Origin of the sequence: Bradyrhizobium sp. Tv2a-2 (assembly GCF_000472425.1) — a bacterium.
GTDB lineage: Bacteria > Pseudomonadota > Alphaproteobacteria > Rhizobiales > Xanthobacteraceae > Bradyrhizobium.
The window spans coordinates 1-20,966 of record NZ_AXAI01000046.1 but is presented as its reverse complement, the minus strand read 5'-3'; the positions used below and the strand labels follow the sequence as shown (position 1 = coordinate 20,966).

Genomic DNA, 20,966 nt, shown 5'->3' with positions numbered 1-20,966 from the left:
TGCGGATTACCTTCCGCACACGATAACAATCAGAGGGAAATCGCACGATGAAAGTTGTTTGCTTGTGGCACGCGACGGAAGACGAGACCGTCTACATAAAGAATGCATTGCCTCGTGATACAGATCTTGTTGTGCCAAAGGGCGAGTACTTTTCTCGCTTTGAGTGCACCTACTTAGACATCGCGCGCCACGCCGTTGACGCTGATGCGTTCATCGGCTGGACTCTTCCAGAAGGCATACCCGAAATTTCGAACAAGCTCAAAATATTGAGCTGGTTTCATAGCGGCGTTGACGATCTGCGTCAGATTGGATTCCTTTCGCTGGCGAAACAGCGCGGTATCAAGATTGCGAATATTCGCGGCGCAAATGCCACCGCGGTGGCGGAGCAGGCGATGATGTTCGTGCTTGCCCTCGCGAAGAAGGCGCTGATGAAACACGAAGCTGCGTCAGAAAATCACAAATTCTTTCCCCTATTTGCGGATGAATATCGATCCGCGATGCTCAGTGATCGCACTATCGGAGTGATCGGCGTTGGGCACATAGGAAGTCTCATTGCAAAGCGTGCGAAGGGCTTCGATATGCACGTTCTTGGGGTTCGCCGCAACAAAGAGCGGAGCGTGGAGTACGTCGATTTAATGCACGGAATGGACGAGTTACATTCAGTGCTTGCGAAGTGTGACTATGTGGTCCTCGCCACGCCTCATACCGTCGAAACTTTTCAGTTTTTTGGCAAAGCGCAAATCGAGGCTATGAAGCCATCTGCCTTTTTGGTGAACATAGCTCGAGGCAAATTGGTTCAAGAGAAACCTCTCTACGACGCGCTTACTTCCGGCCGTTTAAGCGGTTACGCGGCAGATGCCTGGCAGTCTTATGAGTTTGGACGAACTTTTCCGGTAAGCCGCACGCCACGCCTACGGATCGCCAGGCTTCCGAACGTAATTGCCTCCAACGATCAAGCTGCAAACGCAGACGATGCTCTGGAACGCTACATTCGGTGGGGCGTGGAGAATTTGGTGGAGTTTGCAGCAGGAAAGCCGCTCTCGCGCGAGGTCAGTCCGGACTTGGGCTACTAAATTGGTGGTCATATGGTCGGTCAAAGGGAGGTCGAAGGCGTTCATCTCGACTTCGAGGCCGCTGGCATAGGTATGGCCGATTTGCTATTGCGAGCAACCATTCTGACCATTCGAATGCTCGCCGATACCGCCATTGCGACGGTGAGCGCCTGCAGCGATTGAGGCTGCAAGCTGCGGCGCTCTACGAATGCAATTGACTGGCCGGTCGGCCACTGTGGCCCGCGGCCGTCTCGGTGCGGGCCCGAGCCACCCTCTTCCTCGCGGCCATGCACGCTTGCTGGGTCCGTACCGCTGGCGCAGGAGCTGCATCAACCCTCGTCGCGGAGAAATCTTCGATGGACCCGCGCGCCGGCTCGAATGTCTGAGCGCCTTGGTGCGCTCGTTCGCATAGTCAGAGGTAACCGCTGCACGCATCTAAACTTCATGTCGTTAATCTCTGGCGCATAATTTCGGCTACTCTGTGCGCGAGATTGGAGATTTTCGACTGTACGACTCGCTAGCATCTAATGAGGAACAAGAGGTTCCGACCGACCGGGACCGAAACTTGAGGAGGGAAACGTGAACCATTCGGTCAATCGCAGGCGATTTATGCAGGCGACGTCGTCCGCTCTCGCCGTCGGCGCGCTGTCATCGGGCAGCAACAGGGTTTTCGCGCAATCTTCGCGTGAACTGAGGGTGAATATGAGTGGGGGCGAATATGCTAACGCCCTTATGAACGCTTTTGTGAAACCTTTCGAGGCCGAGACAGGGATCAAAGTGATACCCGTCAACCAGAGCCTCAGCGACGCGCAAGTTGGGCTCATGGTGAAATCCAAGAGCGTTACAGTCGACGTCGTTATCGTAAACCAGATCTCCGCGAATAGCCTCGCTGCAAACGGCCTACTCGAGGACATCGACTATTCGATTTGCAAGAAGGACGAGCTCGGCGCCATCACCGATTACTGCAAGCAGCCATTCGGCCTCGCTCCCTACTTCTATTCTTCGAATATGGTCTACAACACCCAGAAGTTCCCGGCTGGCAAGCCGCGACCCGCAAACTGGACTGAATTCTGGGACGTCGCCAAGTTTCCGGGCGCACGCGCGCTCCAAACAGGTCAATTCGGGTCCCGAGGACCGTGGGAGGAAGCCTTGCTGGCGGATGGCGTGGCTATGGACGCCCTCTATCCGATGGACATCGACCGCATTTTCGCGAGCCTCGAGAAAATCAAGCCACACGTTCGCAAGTGGTGGGCAGAAGGAGCCGAGATCCTGCAGATCATGCGCGATAATGTTGCCGATATCGCGCAATGCGTTGACGGACGGGCGCTCGTCTTGATTGACGAAGGCAAGCCGATTGAAATCAATCGGAACCAGGCTAAGCTCAGTTGGGACTTCTGTACGATTCCAAAGGGCAGCCCGAATGTGCAGAATGCGCAGAAGTTCATCGAGGTGACCACTCGCGCCGACCGCCAAGCGGTCTTCGCCGAGCTGTTTCCTCTCGCCCCCAGCAACCACAGCGCATACAAGCTAGTACCAGAGAAGGTGGCCCACAAACTTGCTACCTATCCTGACTACATGGCAAATAGCTTTCCCATCAATGCAAAGTGGTACATCGAGACCGGACCGGACGGCCTGTCGAACCTCGAGCGACTAAGGCAGCGCTGGAACGCTTGGAGCATCCGCTAAACCGCAGTTCGCTATGCGTGAGCCTTCGTAAATGGGGGAGCTTGACGACGCGTCGATTTGCAAGATCGGCGCGCCGCGCCTCCGTGCTCGCGCAATCCCATTTCTGGAGTACAAGCTTGTGAAAGTGTACGTGGTAAACCCACTTGCTGAGTCGGTCGCGACGCAATGTACGTACGAAGAGTTTGCATGTGGCATGCGAGCATTTGACGTTCATTCAACTAGGTTACGAGCAAAGAGTTCCTAGTCTAAAAACGAACCTTCCCGGAATTGAGAGAGCGCTTAGGAATGTCCACTGACTTCCGCTTTGCGTCCCTGCAGCTGCCGCCATCAGCAATCGAGATCCGGCGCCGCATCCGCGCCTTCATGCGCGAAGAGCTCGATGCCGGGCGTTACGATCCACAGATATCGAGCTGGAACACCTGGGACGAGGAGTTCACACGCCGGGCCGGTGAGGCCGGCTTTATAGGCATGGTCTGGCCCAAGGAATATGGTGGAAGCGGCGCCACGGACCTGGACCGCTTCGTCGTAATCGAGGAGATGCTGGCCCATTCGGCACCCTGCTTCGCGCATTGGGTCGCGGATCGCCAAACGGGTCCCCAAATCTTGAGGTTTGGTAGCGAGAGGATCAAGCGCACCTATCTCCCGGCGATCGCCGCCGGACGATGCTACGCGGCCATTGGCATGAGCGAGCCGAACTCCGGTTCGGATCTCGCCAGTGTGCAGACCCGCGCCACGCGTTGCTCCGGCGGATGGCGCATCAATGGTACGAAGATCTGGACATCGAGCGCGCATCGCGCTCATGTAATGATCGCGCTCGTGAGAACTGCGCCGGCGAACGGGGGGCGGCACGACGGGCTGACGCAGCTTGTGATCGACACATCCGTTCCAGGCATCACTTGCCGTCCCATATACAATCTCTGCGGCCACCACGACTTCAACGAGGTTCATTTTCAGGACTACTTTGTCCCTGACGATGCTGTTTTGGGAGAGGTTGGTCAGGGCTGGAAACTTGTCAATCACGAGCTTTCGTTCGAGCGTTCGGGGCCCGATCGCTACATGTCTGATTTTCGGCTCATTCTCGACATGGTGGATCGAATCGGAAACCGCCCCGATGCGCTGCAATCCGTGGAAGTCGGACGCCTCTTCGCGCATTTGTCTGCCTTGAGGCGAATGTCTGCTGGTGTGGCCGGGCTGCTGGCCCAAGGCCAGGATCCTTACCTGGAAGCAGCCATTGTCAAGGATCTCGGCACCAGTTTCGAGCAGTCGGTCCCGGAGATCGCCCGTCGTCTCATCGAGACTCAGCCGAGCTCTGAGGATGATGATGCGTATGGCCGCTGCTACACCGAGACACGTCTTTTCGCGCCAGGGTACACGATCCGTGGAGGAACGCGAGAAATCATGCGCGGTGTGATCGCGCGCGGCTTGGGGGTGCGTTGATGCCTGTCCAGCACGACATCGCGGAAGACGCATCCGCGGAACGCGACGAGATCGTCGCGGTAATGATAGACCAAGTGGGGCGCCTGCTTGCGTCGGAGGTCAGTGTTGAGCGTCTGACAGCGATGGAACGAGGCGACGCGGTTCCTGAGCTCTGGGACAAGTTCGCCGAGCTGGAATTGCCCTTGGCGATGGTTCCGGAAAACGCGGGCGGAATCGGGCTCGACATCGCCCAAGGCATGCGGCTCATTCGCCTGTGCGGCTATCATGCTGCCCCGGCGCCTCTCGTCGAAACCATGTTGTCGCTTCATCTTTGGACCCGTGCCGGTGGAGAACCGATCTCGGGGCCGATGACATTCGCTTCGCCGCGCGCCGGGAGACTTCAGGTCGAGTCCCTGGGGAGCCGCCTGCGCGTCTACGGAAAGCTGAGGCGAGTACCCTGGTCCAACGACGGGCACCTGCTTGCAGCTGGCGAAGGGCGCGAGGGGCGTGCGATTATCCTCCTGCCGGCATCCGCTTTCGAAAAAGTATCCCGAAGGAGCATCGCCAATGAGTCTCGGGCCGATGTGACGGTGGATCTCGCTCTCGATGAGCCTGCAAAGGGAGTCGTCCTTCCGATCGATGCGCAAGCGATGGAGGATGTCCTCCAACTGGGCGCGCTGATGCGTGCCCAACAGATGGTGGGAGCGATGCAGCGCGTGCTCGATATCTCCATCGGTTATTCGCAAGAGCGCGCGCAGTTCGGTCGTCAAATCAGCAAGTTTCAAGCGGTACAGCATATGCTCGCCAGTTGCGCGACAGAATATGCGGCAGCTTCGGCGGCGGCCGAGCAGGCTGGCGAATTGTGGGGGCGGGCTGGGCAGGAGCTGGCGGTGGCAGTCGCTAAGGCGCGATGCGGTGAGGCTGCCGGCCATGTCGCCGCAACTGCGCACCAAATTCATGGAGCAATAGCCTTCACCAAAGAATACATGCTTCATCACTTCACGCGACGCCTCTGGTCTTGGCGCGATGAATTCGGCAACGAGACCTTCTGGCAGAGCCGGCTCGGGCATCTGGTTTGCACAAAGGGCGGTGCTGCGTTGTGGCCGCTGCTCTTGGGTGAGATTGCGATATGAACACCTCGGCCTCAGCCTCATCGTGGGAGTCGATCGAAGCTCCCCCCCGCGCGCGCGCATTCCGGGCCACCTTGCCTCGGGTGCGCATTTTCGCAGGTGAAGGCGCGCTCGGTCACCTGCGCAAGGTGGTTGTCGAAGCCAGCTGCCGTCGTGTGATGGTGCTCAGCGGACAGTCTGTGGCACGCGGAACGCCGCTCATATCGACGATTACGTCCGCGCTCGGCGAGGGCTGCGCGGGCACTTTCGATCGCATCGGCCGCAACGCCACCCGCGGGAGCCTCGAAGAGGCGGTGTCGCTGGCTCGCTCCGTGAGTTGCGACGGCATCGTTGCGGTCGGGGCGGGAACCGCGATGGTCTTCGGCCGCCTCCTCGCCATTCTCATGGCCGAGGGCCGACCGGCAGAGGAGATCTGCACGCGCTATCGTGATGGCGCCCCGCCGGAAACCCGAAGGCTGCCGGCCGCGAAGGTCCCCATTTTCAACGTCCTCACGGCGCCGACCAATGCGCAGGGGCGAGGCGGTAGCGCGTTGGTCGATCCCGAGCAGGGACGTCTTGAATTCTTCGATCCCAAGACCCGCCCCACAGCGCTGTTCTGGGATCCTGAGGCATTGATGACAGCGCCCCTTTCGCTGACCTGTAGCAACGCCCGAACCACGTATTTCTGGGCATTGATGGGAATGGCTTCGGCGGCCCGTGCCAATCCTCTAGTGGAAGGAGTCCGGCGCCAGGCATACATGCTCGCTCGGTCCGCCCGCGGCGCCGAGCATCTGGCGCAAGCGCGCATTGATCTGTGCGCCGCTGCGTGGCTGCACAACAGCGACGAAGATCTCGGCGGAGCTCCCTTCGTTGCGCACTGGATCGTGCGCGTATGCTACGCGATCGGCGCGGGGCTCGCGACTCTCAGCGATCAAGTGCGGCTCGGCGACATCTACAATTCTATAGTCCCGCACGCCATGCGCCATCTGGAGCCGCTCTGCCGCTCAGAGATCATGAGGATGGCGGAGACGATCGCAGGGCGCACTGTAGCCGATTGCGAGGCCGCCCGCGGTATCATAAGGGCCGATTTGACAGCCAGCGGACCGTTGGTGCGTCTGCGCGACGTCCTCACAGAAGAGGGACAGCTGGATGCAGTTCTCGCAAGCGCCATGCGTGCCTACAACGCTGACCCCAACGGCGAGTTCAAGACACGAGCGGCAGAACTCCATGCGATCTTGCGTGACGCGTGGTGATCACTCGGTAGAGATGACCGAAAGGAGAGCATCCAGTGACTAATTCCCGTTTCCTCGGCGGCGGACTTTATTTCGATCAGCTCAGCCTAGGGGATCGATTCCATACCGCCGGTCGGACGATTACGGAAGCCGATCTGAATAGCTATGTGAACCTCACTTGGTTTACGGAAGAGCTGTTTACGAACGTGACCCAGACCCACGCGAATGCAATGTCGGGGCGTGTGGTTCCGGGAGGCATGCTTTATGTCATGGCCGAGGGCTTGCTCAAGCCTCTCGTCGAGCGCACGGGACTTGCTTTTCTGCACACCGAGATTGACGTCAAAGCGCCGACGTGCGTCGGCGACACGATTCATGTGGACATCGAGGTGATTGAACTACGCCAAGCAAAGGCTGGTGCCCGCGGCCTCGTACGTACACGCAACAATATCGTAAACCAGAACGGCGTCATTGTCCTCGTCTACACGCCACTACGCTTGGTGCGGGCATTGGGGACGACGGAGATGCCGGCATGACCCTTCCTCTCGCCGGTCTGAAGATAATAGACTTGACCAGTGTAGCGTTCGGACCCTTCGCCTCCCAAATCTTGGGTGAGCAGGGCGCCGAAATCATCAAAGTTGAGCCGCCCTCCGGAGACATCACGCGCAGCACCGGTCCCGCCCGACACCCGGGCATGTCCGCCATGTTCCTCGCGTTTAACAAGAACAAGAAAAGCGTATGTCTTGACTTAAAAAAACACGAGGACCGGCGAGCGCTCCACGAGCTAGTGCGGGGTGCCGATGCCATCATGCACAGCATCCGGCCGCAGAAGCTCCGGAACATCGGGCTCGACTACGAAACAATCCGCGACATACGGCCTGATATCGTCTACGCCCGACTTCAAGGTTTCAGCAGCGACGGTCCCTATGATGGACGTCCGGCCTATGACGATATCATCCAAGGTATGGCAGCGGTCCCCGATCTTATGGACCGCGCGACCGGCATCGCTCGCTTCCTGCCTACAATCCTTGCTGACAAGCTGTGCGGTGTCTACGCGGCACAGGCGATCACGTCCGCTTTGGTCGCGAAGATAATGCACGGCCGCGGAACGGACGTCGAGATACCGATGTTTGAGGTTATGGTGTCCTTCATGGTCGCCGAGCATTGGTATGGCCGTCACTTCGCGCGGGATCCATCCGGCTTCGGATACGACCGCGTACTCAATCCGCACCGCCGGCCATTTCCCACCAAGGATGGTTACCTATGCTGCATGCCCTACACGGATGCTCATTGGACCCGCCTATGGACCGCCCGCGGCCGGGCCGACATTCCCCGCGATCCCCGCTTTCGAGACATAGGAGCAAGAACCCAGAACATCGTTGCGCTCTATGAATTGCTCCAGGCAGAACTCAAGAAGGAAAGCACCGCTTACTGGATGTCTTTTGCGGACGACCACGAGATACCTGTCGGACCTGTTATCAAGCTAGAGGAACTCGAGCACGACCCGCATTTGAAGGCGATCGGCTTTTTCGAAGAATTAGAGCACCCGAGTGAAGGACCTCTTACCATGCCCGGCATCCCCGTGCGCTTCGACGGTGAGCGCGCGACTATTGGCATGCCGCCGACCCTTGGTCAACATGACGCGGAGATCCTGGGCCGGACAAGGTCCGATTGATCTCTTGATAAACGTTGCAGCGGGAGAAGAAGCAAAGCACTTTAATGCGCCTGGGGCGCACCTACAGAATTTCTGCTGACGCAAAGAAGTAAGAACGCACTAGGCAAAGGGCGACAATGCTTGCAAGGTTGGATGTCAGCTGGACATGATGATATGTCCAGCTGCTCTTTTCGAGACAAAATACTTAAGCAGCGCGTTCCAAATCGGCGCTCCTGTCGAAACTGTTAAGTGGATTGTGATCCGCACGACGTGGCTTGATCGCGATCCGACCCACAAGGAACCGCCCCGTACGTTCAGTGATTAGGGTGTGCTCTGGGACACTCCCTGCAGGAATCTTAGATCCATGGCGACTGCATGTCGGGAGTGACGTGGGAAGTGCGCATCCCTGTGGAAGTCACCCAACAGCGTGTGCTCGGCGCAAAGCCGAGCGAACTGGTCTGCTCGGCCGGGTAACATGGAACACACGCCTTAGCGAGCTTAAGATCAGCAGCAAGTCAGCCCGTTAAGCAAATTCTCGCTGAGCAATACTACCCGGCGGCATGCAGAGCTGCTGCCGGGTAGATTCATGGTTTGGAAGTGCAAGGTTTTTATTGCGGTTATTTGACGAACAATTTGCGTGGCATCGATGTCAAAGACTCGTGTCCGCTCTCGGTGACCACAAAGGATTGCGTGATCGTGATACCAGTCTTATCGAGCCAAAGACCAGTCATCATATGAAAACACATCCCGGTCCGCAGGACCGTTTCATCTCCCTCGCGAAGACTGGCGGTCCGCTCGCCGATCGCCGGAGGAAAGCCTACCCCGATCGAATAACCAATCCTTGCCTCTTTCTCAAATCCATGGCGGGCGAGCGTTTGCCGGAAGACGCCCGCGACCTCGGAGCATGTCCGACCAGGTCGGACACTCTCGAGACCAGCATTCAACCCTTCGAGCACAACATCTGAAAGATTTAGGTAGGCGGAGGAAGGCTTGCCGACTGCGATCGAGCGAGAGAGTTGAACCTGATAGCGATGCCGGTTTCCGAAAAGTTCGAGATTGACTGTTGTCGAAGCTGGCAATCGCTCGTCGGTCCAGGCAGCATGTGGCGCGATTGCGCGCTCGCCAATGCAAAGGCACGGCGGCGCGCATGCATAGGTTCCCCCGAACTCAGGCGTACCCGCCATTGACTGGTGGTAAACTGCAGCCGCGATATCGCATTCACGCACACCGGGTTCGATTGTATCGATAGCCCGCTGCATCATTGCGTCGGTGATGCGGCCGGCTTGCCGCATAAGAGCAATCTCAGCCGGACTTTTCACAATTCGAATCCAGTTGACGAGCACGTCGGCGTCTACAAACTCCGCAAGCGGCAGGGCTCGGACGAGATCAGCATGCGCCCGAGCGGAATAATAGTAGCCTCCCATTTCGACGCCAATTCGCGCCTTTTCACCGCCCACTTCTTTTACAACCTCAGCCATAAAATTGTAGGGCGAGAGCACCTTCGATTGAACGTACTTGTCCGGATAAGCCCTAATGTTTTCATCAGCAAGATAAGTCGTCATTGTTGCTGAGACGCGATCCATCAAGCGCCCCATCCAGATGGGTTCGTCATGAGTTAGCGCGACGAGCACCATTTGCGGGGTATAGAATGAATATGCGTCGAAGCCAGTTAGATAATTGTGATTGGCGGGCTCCGACAGCAGCAGGATATCGATCCCGCGTTTGGCCATTTCTTTTTTTACCGCCTCTAAGCGCGCCAAGAACTCGGCACGCTCAAAGTGCAATTCCTTTTTCATACTGATGTACCTCCAGGTGTTGATAGACTAAACCACTATTGCGCGATGTTCTGCCGAGCACAAACTCGCCTCGGACGCTAAAGTTGTTTCGCCGAGATGGCCGCACGGGCAATCATGCCGCGATTTGCGAACAGAGCGTAAATGCCAGCATTTGACGGGGGATGGGCAACACGGCTCGCTCTTCCGCCGCTGGAAACATGATCAATAACGGCGCCCCATTTCAGTGCCTTCACCAATCATAGTTTCCTCCTGAGCCCTCTTGTAGAGGACCTCTTTGATCGCTGGCGTCGATTGCAATGCAGCGTTTGCGATCGGCTGCTCAGTACACTTTAGAACGGCATCACGTCTATCGAAGGCGTTTATGGTCACTATGATGAAGAATTCCTGCGGACAGTTCCTGAACTGAGCCGGAAATCCTGCCTGGCGCCCGCCGCCGACGCGCCCATCGCCGCGGCGCAACTGATCTTAAGTGCATGAAGCCGGGCGACTATATTATGTCACGCTGTGGCGCTGCTCTCGATGGGCTTCTTTCCGGGCCGCTGCGCCCCCCAGACTGGTTTTCGACAACGTGGCGATGTCGGTCGTCGGCCTTGCCCGAGGGCCTATTCTCAGAAGCAAATCGAAAGTTGGACCGGTGAACGTACGCCCGAATTTGGCGGGAACTCATTGCAAAGAGACGAATGATCTTCGTTTGTTTGTGGTCTCGCTTTCAAAGCGTCGAAGAGGACGATGAAGCGCTGATTGGTCCCAGGTGGTGTATGTGCTTCAGGAAAGAGGTCACGCGCCTGCTGAAGAAGCTGAGACACGCTAGTCGCTTCAACAGCGAAGCGTACGTCGCTCAGGGATGCCAATATCGGGTCCGTTCGTCCAGCCCATTTCCCTTCCTTTACCGACTCGTAAGTTTCGAAATAGTCTATGGCTTGAGCCAACAAGTGGTTCATGCGAATGGGGGCGTCGCCCACACAACCTACCGCTGTAGCATTCGGCGCGACGGTCACTTGCCTTGCAATTGCTACCCGGCTGGCCACCGCCGCGTCGCCTGTGGATCCAAAGAGAAGCCCCGCAACGTCAGGCGGCCAAGTCAGCGAGGTCAACTGGAGGGAGCGAACGAGATGAATTCGAATGTGCGATCGGCAACGTGGCGGTGAATTCTCGCATGTTCTGTAGGAGTCAAGGCTGAGGTAGCAGCGGTCGCCGAACGCCGCCGGTGGATAACGTTGCTTGTAATAACTCGCGCTTAACATCGCCGGTTTCGCGCGCAATAGCTAAAATATCGCGGAAATCCTGCGCCCCTGCCCGAAAAAACGCGTGTCGAGAGCGCGGGGGCGGGACTAATGTTCCGGCGTCGATCGACGTAATGCATGGTGAAATTCCCGGCAACTCCCATAATCGGTCTCGTGTTCCTGGGGCGCCGGCAGCAGAACACTGCACGCCAGAGAGCGCCCATCGGCATAGTTCGTAAGGTTGGAGCAGACATGCGCAGCGTTGAAACTTTTCGAGACTTGCAGGCCGAAGTGGCATCATGGCGCCGGTACCTCCACGAAAATCCGGAGCTCGATTATCGCCTCGATAATACAGCGGCATTCGTGGCCGAGAAGCTCGCTTCGTTTGGTATCAATCACATCGAAACCGGGATTGCCAAAACTGGGATCGTTGCTTTGATCCAGGGTGAGGGCGGAGAGGGGCCTACGATCGGATTGCGGGCGGACATGGACGCCTTGCCGATAATCGAAGCCTCAAACAAGCCCTGGTCCTCGAAAACACCTGGCAAAATGCACGCATGCGGTCATGACGGGCACACGGCGATGCTGCTAGGTGCTGCCAAATATCTTGCGAGCACCCGCAGATTCAAAGGTTCCGTCGCATTGATTTTTCAGCCCGCTGAGGAAGATGGCGGAGGCGACAGGCTGGGCGGTGAAAAAATGATCGAAGCGGGAATCATGGAGCGTTTCGGCATCTCCCGGGTATTCGGCTTGCACACTGCTCCGGGGATAGACGTTGGCAAGTTCGGCATTTGTCATGGTCCGATCCTGGCCGCGCAGGACGATTTCGAAATTATCGTAAAAGGCAAGGGCGGGCATGCGTCCAAGCCGCATGATACAATCGACCCGGTCGTCATTGCAGCACAGATCATCCTCGGCTTGCAAACCCTGGTCTCCCGCAGAACGAACCCGATCGATGCGCTCGTGATCTCCGTAACCAAGTTCAACGCAGCTCAGGCATTCAACGTCATCCCCGATCGCGTTGAAATGGGTGGCACCGTAAGGACCTTGGTCCCCACTCTTCGCGATTTCGCTGAACGTCAGATATTGGCAACAGCGCAAGGCATTGCAGCAGCGTTTGGCGCGGAGGTCGACTATAACTACCAGCGGTTCGTCCCAGTCACGGTTAACCATGCAAAAGAAACTGACCTGGCTGTCACAGCGGCGCGCAACCTGGTGGGCCAAAGCTCCGTCGACGACAAGCTCAAGGTGAGGATGGGGGGAGAGGATTTCGCCTACATGCTTGAGGCGCGTCCGGGGGCATTCATGTTCATCGGCAATGGCCCCACCGCTGGTGTGCACCATCCGACGTTTGACTTTAACGACGAAGCGCTGCCCTATGGCATTGGTTACTGGGTGAATCTGGTCGACACGGCGTTAGGCTCCTGAGGATCCCAATCGCGGTTGTCATCCGTGGATCCAGAAAACCACAACAAGGGGCTGATCCGCGGGACTGATTTTTGGCCTCGGCCTGTGTGACCAGTTCTATTCGGCGGTCACTCCGCTTTGAGCAAGGTCCGATGAGCGCTAACTAATAAGCTTTCGGGTCGCACTGTGTGCAAGCGCTTGGTCTGAAGCCTTGTGAGACAAAGCGCTCCTGAGGTGCGCCTGCGTCAAAGAGGTGGAGTGCATTCGTCGGAATGCACCCGCGGTGGACTTGCCACTCTGCTATTCTGGGCTCATCAGTCTCAATGAACTCTTTTTGGTGCCTGCCTCGCCCTCATCCCGCTTGCCGGTCCTCCGAGCCCGATCCGCGCAACGGCGGCGAATGCCGTCGGACAGCGATCCGATAAATGGCGTTCGCCGAGGCGACGAACTGTTGGCGCGACCGTAGGAACGACGTGCATTCGACAGCCGCGCTGCGGTCGGGATGCGCGGCCTTGCGCCACGGGCGGTGAGGTCGGCCTCGATTGCGGAGACTGGTCTGCCGCGGCGAGCGCTTCATGCGGGTCTGCCAGTGTCTTCCAATGGCCGCGCCCTAAAACATCGGGAGAACTAGCGGCGCTGTTCGAAGAAGGTTGAGCTGCAGCCCGTTCATGACGCGCTGGAAACTGTGGCGCTGACGAGGCGGTCAGTGGGCAGCGATGAGTGGAACAGGGGAAGGGGGCATCGTAAAACGGCGCGGAGTGAGCGAGGCGGCGATATCGAAAGTTTGTTCAATCCTCGGGCGGCGCCTCAATCGGAATTGCAAAGCCTACCTTGACGCGATCTACTATGACCATTGTCTTAAACCCCTTAATGTTCGGGTTCTCGTAGAAAAAACGCCTAGTAAACTGTTCATAATCTTCCATACTTCGCGCGGTGATGTAGAGGACGAAGTCGGCGTCGCCTGTGACGTAAAACCCATTGACGACTCCAGCTGACGATTTGATGGCCTTCTTAAATCTGTCGATTATATCCGCGCGCTCCCGCTCCAGGCTCACCAGCACAAGCATTTGAATAGATCGTCCCACCGCCTTCGGCGAAACGATGGACACATCCGCCTCGATGATGCCTTCCGAGCGGAGCCTTTTCAATCGTCGCTGGCATGCCGTTGCAGAAAGCCCCACCATTTCGCCGATCACTTCAGAAGTTAAACGGTTGTTCTTTTGAACAATCTCGAGAATGCGGGCGTCAGTTCGATCATACTGCATAATCGGCTCCAGCCGTCAGGTGAATTGCGGCGCCAAATGCCTGCAGGATGCAGGAAATCCTCCGAACGAAGGGGGATATGGCGCAAATATGTGTTCGATATCAGTATCCTGAACGCATACGCATTTCAACAAATGCCGCTTGGGACTTTCAGATGGTCTTTCAAACTGTTCGGCAGCCGATGGCAGTGGCGTGGCGAACTGCGAGCCCGCTCGGAGGACGCGCGGCATGCTGATTGTCAGAGGAAAGACATTCGGCCAGCTTGGAGCAATCTCGTCGTTCGATGAGCCCGAAATCCTCTCCCATTCCAAGAATCAGGAGGGGGCTCTCGCCGACCGCGTCCATATCGGCGATCCTAGCTGCGCCATACGGCTCGTGGGTCGGCTCGAACGCGTCGCTATGGCGGCCCGTGTCCTGGAATTCAACGCTGCCTATCCCTTTCGGCCAAATGCAAACGCTCTGGCGTCGCCCGTAAAGGTTCGAGGCACCATATCGCCCGAAAATCTAAAACCCAAATACGTCTGCTTTTGCGATTGAAAGGGAGTGCGCAATGACCATTGATATCCGAGAAATTGGCGACAAGGACAAAAACTCCGTCCTGCATCCCTTCACACACCTCAAAGATTTCGCGACTGGCAAGCTCGGTGAGCCAACGATTGTCGAAACTGGTCAGGGCATTCGAATCCAGGATGCTCGCGGCAATCAGCTGATCGATGGCTTTGCCGGCATGTACTGCGTCAATGTTGGTTATGGGCGTACCGAGGTCGCTGAGGCTATTTCGCGACAAGCTTATCGTCTCGCATACTATCACTGCTACGCAGCGCACACCACGGACGAACTCGCTATCCTCTCCGATCGCCTGGTCAAGATGGCGCCAGGAAAGATGAGTAAAGTCTTCTATGGCATGTCCGGCTCCGATGCTAATGAGACGCAGGCCAAGCTCGTTTGGTACTACAACAACCTTCGAGGTAGGCCCACCAAGAAAAAAATCATCTCGCGGGAGCGCGGCTATCACGGCTGCAGTGTCATCTCCGGCTCGATGACGGGTATGAGCTTTTACCATGACTACATGGATCTCCCGCTGCCGCAGATCGTGCGCACGGGTGTTCCGCATCATTATTGGGGCGCGAACCCTGGCGAGACCGAACTCGAGTTCTCCACCCGTCGTGCGGTTGAACTCGACCGGCTTATCGAACGTCTTGGCCCGGAAAATGTAGGTGCGTTCATCGCTGAGCCGGTGCTCGGGACCGGCGGTATTACGCCGCCTCCGGAAGGGTATTGGAAAGCGATCCAGGCCGTGCTCAAGAAGCACGACGTTCTGCTGATTGCCGACGAAGTAATCACTGGCTTCGGCCGCACCGGATCAATGTTTGGTTCGCAGCGGTACGGAATGGAGCCGGATATGATCACCGTCGCAAAAGGGCTGACTTCCGGTTACTTCCCGCTTTCCGCTGCGATCATTGGAGACAAAGTCTACAAGGTCTTGGAGGACGGCGCAGACAAAGTCGGTGCATTTTCACATGGCTACACTTATTCGGGACATCCAATCGGTGCCGCTACGGCAAATGCGGTTCTCGACATCGTCGAGAAAGAAAATCTTCCCGCAAAGGCCCAGGAGGTCGGCGCCTATTTCCAAGCGCAGCTCAAGGAGAAGTTCGCGCAATTGCCGATCGTTGGGGAGGTGCGCGGGGTTGGTCTTATGGCCGCGATCGAGTTTGTTGCCGATCGCTCTACCAAGACGCGATTTGAACCGTCGCTTAAAGTTGGCGCTCGCGTGTCCAAGGCCGCTCGCGACCGGGGCCTGATAGCCCGCCCCATGCCGCATGGCGAAATCCTTGGCTTCGCTCCGCCTCTCGTGACCACCAAGTCGGAAATCGATCAAATCGTTTCGATCACCGAAACCGCGGTTCACTTCGTGATGGACGAGTTGGTCCGCAGCGGTGTGAAGTTTTAAAAAGGGCGGCCGATCGCGCGTCGGCCGTCATCTCCCAGAGATCGAACCTCCAAAGCATTGCTAATTGCATTCATGCCGGCGGAGCTGATCGGTATAGCGAGACATCGCGGGATGCCGTGAATGTCTCGACCTGCAGTGATCCTGCTGAGGCTGATGGTCTCAAGTCCCGGATCAGCCCCCTGAAGCTTAGGCATCCACGTTAGCAGGCAGTTTAACGCAACGAATTACCACGGTCGGTGTATGTCTGATATCAGAACCTACAAGCTCTTTATCGATGGAACATGGCGCCTAGGCGGTAACGGCACCGATCTGCGCCTTATTAGTCCTGCGACCGAGCGTGAAATTGGGCGCGTTGCGATCGCCTCGGCGTCGGATCTCGAGGACGCTTTGACGTCGGCACGACTCAGTCTGCAGCGCTGGTCCAATACACCGGCCCGCGAACGAGGTGCGCTTCTCGTTCGCGCGGCACGAATCCTTAAGGAGAAGCTGCAAACTGCAGCGACTGCACTTTCCAAAGAGCAGGGCAAGACCTTGGTCGAAGCATGGGGTGAATACACGCGAGCGGTCGAAACACTCGAATGGAATGGGATGCACGCAGAAAGATTGTCGGCGCCATTTCCGATAGACGAGAAAAGGATGATCGCACCGGAGCCGATTGGTGTCGTTGCTGGATTCACGCCCTGGAACTACCCAGCCGTGCTCAACGCAAGGAAACTTGCCCCTGCCCTTGCCGCCGGTTGCCCGATAATCTTGAAGGCGGCGGAAGAGACGCCAAGCGCCGCGATCTTTATAGTGGAGGCATTGGAGGAGGCAGGTATTCCGCCCGGGGTTGTGAATCTGGTGTTCGGAAATCCGCCAATGATCTCCGAGCACCTGCTCGGTTCGCCCGTTGTTCGAGTTATGTCTTTCACCGGTTCAACGCCGGTTGGAAAGCAGCTCGCCAAAATTGCAGCGGGCAATCTCCAGCGATGCGTTCTAGAACTCGGCGGCCATTCGCCGGTCGTTGTCTTTGAGGACGGTGACATCTCGAAGGCTGTATCTGCCATATCCGAATACAAGTTTGAATGCGCGGGCCAGAGCTGCAACGCGCCTAGCCGCATTCTAGCCGCGCGACCAATATATATGGATTTCCTGGCGAGACTTGTTCAGGCGGCAGAAAGGATCAAGGTCGGCCCGCCCGACAATCCTGAAACGGGCATGGGACCTATGGCGAATGCAAGGCGCATTGAAGCCATGAAACGGCTGACGAGGGATGCTGTTGAGCGCGGAGCAAGGGTCGAAACCGGCGGCAAACGTATCGATCGACCGGGCTTTTATTGGCCGCCCACAATCCTGAGCAACGTTCACCCTGAATCTCAGGTGCTTCACGAAGAGCCTTTCGGACCGATCCTGACGGTCGCGCCGTTCAGCACGATTGAACAGGCGATCGCGGAGGCAAACGCGACCGAATATGGCTTGGCAGCGTATTTCTTCAGCAACTCTTCCGAGATTCAAAAACGCATGATCCGCAGCCTTTCGGCGGGAGCGGTCAGCATCAACCACCTCAAGGGCGTCTCTGCGGATGCACCAAATGCAGGCATCAAACAGAGTGGCTACGGGTACGAGGGTGGCGTTGAAGGGCTGAGGACTTTCCAAAACCTCAAGCTCGTCAACGCAACCGAGACTGTGGCCGTGAAATGGGCGACCGAAATCGCATGATGCAATGCCCTGTCAGTCGGGGCCCCATCCGGTGGATGAAGTCAGATCGGTAATGGTGCGCTCCAGAGCCGATATGTCATCGGCTTCTCGATGAGTGGAGGCCGACGCGACTCCCAAACCGTGCCGGCAAATGGGGATACGGTAATGAATTTCTGCACGTGGCGCAGTTCTTCGGATTTGCTCGGATCAAGATCGTTCCCCATGCCGACCGAGTGTTTTAGATGGAGCGCGTGATGCGAATCCCCTCACGGATAAAAGATGTTATTTTGGCCCGCGGGAATGGAAGCTTTTTCTATGATGACCAAGCTGCGATACGCGCTGGCGCAGCTCATGACGGATTTCGCTATCTAGGAGTCCCTCTGACTCCTGGTTTCGCGACCATCCGTATGCCGGCGCGTTCACTCGGCATCGGTCTTGTCTTGTCGGACGACGTCATCGTGTGGGGCGACATGATGGGCGTACAATATTCGGGTGCAGGCGGTCGTGATCCAGTCTTCCAGATCGACGCAATCGACGCATTCACCGAGTCGGTGGTCGTCCCGCGGCTCTTTGCTGCCGACGTATCCAGCTTCGTCGGCGCTTGTGGAAGTGTACTTTCGTACCACGACGAGAAGCGGCTACCCCTCGCCATTGAATATGGCGTCAGCCAAGCCTTGCTTCGCGCTGCTGCGCATGTTGCCAGGAGCACGCTTGCCGAGGTGATCTGCTCGGAATTTTCCCTGCCGTTACCGGAGAGGCCGGTTCCAATCTATGCTCAGAGCGGGGATTCGAGAGAACTCAACGTAGACAAGATGATCCTCAAATCCGTGGATGTTTTACCACATGGATTGATCAACTCCCGCGATAAGTTCGGCCCTTCAGGCGAAACGTTTCGTAATTTCGTCAAATGGGTTGCCAAACGCACGAAAGAAATCGGGCAGCCGGGATATCATCCTATTCTGCATTTCGACGTCTACGGTTGGATTGGTCTTGAGATTGGAATGGAGGCGGCGAAAATTGCTGATTTCATTGCGCGGGTTGCGGATGACATTCCCGGTTATCGACTTCATATTGAGTGTCCCGCAGACTTTGGGTCAACGGAAGCTCAGCTAGAAGAGTACGCCAAGATTGTCGATCTTCTCGACCGGCGGGGTACACAAGCGCGCATCGTGGTCGACGAGCGATGCAACACGCTTGAGGACGTCCAGCGTTTCGCCGAAGCGAAGGCGGCTCATATGGCTCAGATCAAGATGCCCGACGTTGGTTCGATCGCTGACACCGCAAGGGCTGTGTTGGTCTGTAAAAAACATGGGGTCGGTGCGTACGTTGGTGGAAGCTGCACCGAAACAGACTTGTCCACGCGAGCCGCCGTCAATATTGCTGTCGCCACGCAGGCCGACATGATGCTTGCCAAACCTGGAATGGGCGTCGACGAGGGTATTTCCATCGTAGGCAATGAGCAGAGCAGACTGCTTTCCATTCTTAACTACCGGCGGTCGAAGAACTCGATTCGGAAGGCTAAGGTATCCGCATGAGAGCGGTCCTGGACGGCGTAACCGTGGTCGCTGTCGAGCAGGCCGTAGCAGCGCCCTACGCTTCATCGCGCCTCGCGGATGCTGGTGCCCGTGTCATCAAAATCGAACGGCCCGATGGCGACTTCGCCCGGAATTACGACAAGCTCGTTCAGGGTCAGAGTGCGTATTTCGTTTGGTTAAATCGTGGGAAAGAATCCATCTGCCTTGACCTGACGGTCGAGGATGACCGTGCAGTTCTCGATGCGATGATTGCCAAGGCGGATGTCTTCATTCAAAACCTAAAACCGGGGAGCATCAGAAAGCTTGGTTTTGGCTCCGCAGACCTTCGCAAGCGCTTTCCTCGGCTGATAACCTGTGACATCTCCGGCTTCGGCGATGGCGGTGCGCTGTCTCATTTGAAAGCATATGACCTGATCGTGCAGGCGGAGACCGGGCTTTGTACGATAACCGGGACAGCACATGGCCCGGCACGGGTCGGTGTTTCCGTGTGTGACATTTCGGCTGGTATGACTGCTCTCAACGCCATCCTAGTGGCGCTGCTCCAGCGTGAGCGCACTGGGGAAGGAACAAGTATTCAGGTTTCGCTTTTTGACGCCATTGCCGACTGGATGAATGTTCCGGTGCTTCAGTTCGACTACAGCGGCTATCCCACTGCGCGGGCAGGTGTGAATCACCCGTCTCTAGCGCCCTATGGAGCGTACCGCTGCGCGGACGGCAAAGACATCGTCTTCTCCGTTCAAAATGACCGCGAATGGGTGAACTTCTGCACCAAATTCCTCAAGCAACCGGACCTCATCCGCCGCCCCGGCTTCGCGCACAATATGGAGCGGATCAGAAACCGGGTTGATTTGGATGAGGTCGTCGTCGATCGGTTCGCACAAATCTCTAGTGAGGAGGCGATGCGTGAGCTGGAGACCGCCGGACTGGCATATGGGCGGCTCAACCAGATAGAGGACGTATCCCAACATCCCCATCTACGACGGGTACCGGTTTCAACACCGGCAGGTGATGTTGAACTGATCGCGCCGGCGGCTATCTTTGACGAAGAAAGGGCTCCCGCATTGCGACCTGTTCCCGCTCAAGGAGCCCATTCTGCCAAGTTGCGGAATGAGTTTTCGAAGTACTCCCAACAGCCGACGCGGGGGGAGTGACTTGGTCCGCTCGCGCCCTGGTAGATCCGCAAATGGATCAAGTCCCTTGGTCACTTGCTCGGGCGTCCGGTCGACACGCTCCAGTGAGAAAACGTGCGGAGATCAGGCGTGGCGCAGGCTGATCCGCGAAGCTGCTGATCCGTCAAAAGCGTTTCAACATGATCGATCCTGCGCGCGCGGAACGGTACGCATTCCTCGAGGACCTCAACTGAACGAGGCAGCTCATCGTGATCCAGCTCAAATACATAAGCGCTCCCGTCTCATCTGCGCTGGTCAGCACTGAACCGCCGTCGTCAACTCAGCGGCTAGCTATTGATGTTGGCATGTTACAATCGGCTCGGCGAACTCGGACGTTTTCCTTGACGACTTTTCCCTTTGTGACTTCATCCGCTCCAAGCGGTCGTATTTTCGATCACTCGGATTCACATGCTGTGAATGCGTTTCATGAACAGGAATGCGACTTCGAGCAGGGCCCCTCCGACCAGGTTCCGCGCCCGAAAGCCCGAAAGAGCGAAGCCCACAAATTAGAAGCGAAAGAGGATCGATGAAGGTTCTGGTGCCGGTAAAACGGGTGGTCGACTACAACGTCAAGGTCCGCGTCAAAAGCGACGGAACGGGCGTCGAACTCGCCAACGTCAAGATGTCGATGAATCCCTTCGATGAAATCGCAGTCGAGGAAGCGCTGCGCCTGAAGGAAGCCGGCAAGGCGACCGAGGTCGTGGTGGTTTCGATCGGACCTGCACAGGCGTCTGAAACGATCCGCACGGGGCTCGCGATGGGCGCCGACCGCGGCATCCTGGTCAAGGCCGAAGGC

17 protein-coding genes are annotated in these 20,966 nt (G+C 57.3%); 14 read left to right on the top strand and 3 right to left on the bottom strand.

The features are described 5' to 3' along the window. The first annotated feature begins 47 nt into the window (after positions 1 to 47). The 7 genes from A3AI_RS0140105 (at position 48) to A3AI_RS44630 (ending at position 8,167) form a co-directional block, all read left to right on the top strand. On the top strand, positions 48 to 1,073 hold the full coding sequence (locus tag A3AI_RS0140105) for an NAD(P)-dependent oxidoreductase (protein ID WP_024520875.1): 1,026 nt from the start codon (positions 48 to 50) through the stop codon (positions 1,071 to 1,073). Between the two features lie 558 nt (positions 1,074 to 1,631). Then, a complete protein-coding gene (locus A3AI_RS0140095) occupies positions 1,632 to 2,738 on the top strand; it encodes an ABC transporter substrate-binding protein (RefSeq protein WP_024520874.1) in 1,107 nt (368 codons plus the stop codon). Positions 2,739 to 3,023: 285 nt separating this feature from the next. Next, on the top strand, positions 3,024 to 4,175 hold the full coding sequence (locus A3AI_RS0140090) for an acyl-CoA dehydrogenase family protein (protein WP_024520873.1): 1,152 nt from the start codon (positions 3,024 to 3,026) through the stop codon (positions 4,173 to 4,175). After that, positions 4,175 to 5,287 (top strand): acyl-CoA dehydrogenase family protein, encoded by a 1,113-nt coding sequence (locus A3AI_RS0140085; protein ID WP_024520872.1) that lies wholly within the window; start codon positions 4,175 to 4,177, stop codon positions 5,285 to 5,287. The genes A3AI_RS0140090 and A3AI_RS0140085 overlap by 1 nt, the downstream gene beginning before the upstream one ends. Continuing rightward, positions 5,284 to 6,516, top strand: a complete 1,233-nt coding sequence (locus A3AI_RS0140080; RefSeq protein ID WP_024520871.1) for an iron-containing alcohol dehydrogenase — start codon at positions 5,284 to 5,286, stop codon at positions 6,514 to 6,516. Before A3AI_RS0140085 ends, A3AI_RS0140080 begins: the two co-directional genes overlap by 4 nt. A gap of 35 nt (positions 6,517 to 6,551) precedes the next feature. Then, positions 6,552 to 7,028: an FAS1-like dehydratase domain-containing protein gene (locus tag A3AI_RS0140075; RefSeq protein WP_024520870.1), complete on the top strand. Its 477-nt coding sequence runs from the start codon at positions 6,552 to 6,554 to the stop codon at positions 7,026 to 7,028. Then, complete coding sequence (locus A3AI_RS44630) at positions 7,025 to 8,167, top strand: CaiB/BaiF CoA transferase family protein (RefSeq protein WP_051382771.1); 1,143 nt, start codon at positions 7,025 to 7,027, stop codon at positions 8,165 to 8,167. Before A3AI_RS0140075 ends, A3AI_RS44630 begins: the two co-directional genes overlap by 4 nt. Before the next feature lie 596 nt (positions 8,168 to 8,763). Here the strand turns inward: A3AI_RS44630 and A3AI_RS0140065 are convergent. Both A3AI_RS0140065 and A3AI_RS48520 read right to left on the bottom strand, forming a co-directional pair. Then, entirely contained in the window at positions 8,764 to 9,942 is a 1,179-nt protein-coding gene (locus A3AI_RS0140065) for a M24 family metallopeptidase (protein ID WP_024520869.1), read from the bottom strand. 77 nt (positions 9,943 to 10,019) lie between these two features. Continuing rightward, the gene (locus tag A3AI_RS48520) at positions 10,020 to 10,178 is read right to left on the bottom strand and encodes a hypothetical protein (RefSeq protein ID WP_156928158.1); all 159 of its coding nucleotides are present in this window, start codon (positions 10,176 to 10,178) and stop codon (positions 10,020 to 10,022) included. Between the two features lie 1,239 nt (positions 10,179 to 11,417). On the opposite strand from A3AI_RS48520, the gene A3AI_RS0140055 reads away from it, so the two are divergent. Next, a complete protein-coding gene (locus A3AI_RS0140055) occupies positions 11,418 to 12,593 on the top strand; it encodes a M20 aminoacylase family protein (protein ID WP_024520867.1) in 1,176 nt (391 codons plus the stop codon). A gap of 767 nt (positions 12,594 to 13,360) precedes the next feature. On the opposite strand, the gene A3AI_RS0140045 is transcribed toward A3AI_RS0140055, so the two are convergent. After that, complete coding sequence (locus A3AI_RS0140045) at positions 13,361 to 13,837, bottom strand: Lrp/AsnC family transcriptional regulator (protein ID WP_024520865.1); 477 nt, start codon at positions 13,835 to 13,837, stop codon at positions 13,361 to 13,363. Between the two features lie 226 nt (positions 13,838 to 14,063). On the opposite strand from A3AI_RS0140045, the gene A3AI_RS0140040 reads away from it, so the two are divergent. From A3AI_RS0140040 to A3AI_RS0140015, 6 genes are all read left to right on the top strand, one after another. Then, positions 14,064 to 14,372 carry a hypothetical protein gene (locus A3AI_RS0140040; RefSeq protein WP_024520864.1) on the top strand — a complete coding sequence of 103 codons (309 nt, stop codon included), beginning with the start codon at positions 14,064 to 14,066 and terminating at the stop codon, positions 14,370 to 14,372. A gap of 13 nt (positions 14,373 to 14,385) precedes the next feature. Then, positions 14,386 to 15,789 carry an aminotransferase gene (locus tag A3AI_RS0140035; RefSeq protein WP_024520863.1) on the top strand — a complete coding sequence of 468 codons (1,404 nt, stop codon included), beginning with the start codon at positions 14,386 to 14,388 and terminating at the stop codon, positions 15,787 to 15,789. Between the two features lie 240 nt (positions 15,790 to 16,029). Further along, positions 16,030 to 17,487, top strand: coding sequence for an aldehyde dehydrogenase family protein (locus tag A3AI_RS0140030; protein ID WP_024520862.1), 1,458 nt, complete (start codon positions 16,030 to 16,032; stop codon positions 17,485 to 17,487). Positions 17,488 to 17,708: 221 nt separating this feature from the next. Further along, positions 17,709 to 19,001, top strand: coding sequence for a methylaspartate ammonia-lyase (locus A3AI_RS0140025; protein WP_024520861.1), 1,293 nt, complete (start codon positions 17,709 to 17,711; stop codon positions 18,999 to 19,001). After that, positions 18,998 to 20,152, top strand: coding sequence for a CaiB/BaiF CoA transferase family protein (locus A3AI_RS0140020; protein WP_024520860.1), 1,155 nt, complete (start codon positions 18,998 to 19,000; stop codon positions 20,150 to 20,152). The genes A3AI_RS0140025 and A3AI_RS0140020 overlap by 4 nt, the downstream gene beginning before the upstream one ends. Positions 20,153 to 20,696: 544 nt before the next feature. Further along, positions 20,697 to 20,966, top strand: a 270-nt coding sequence (locus A3AI_RS0140015) for a hypothetical protein (protein ID WP_024515663.1), incomplete at its 3' end; no start/stop codon positions are given.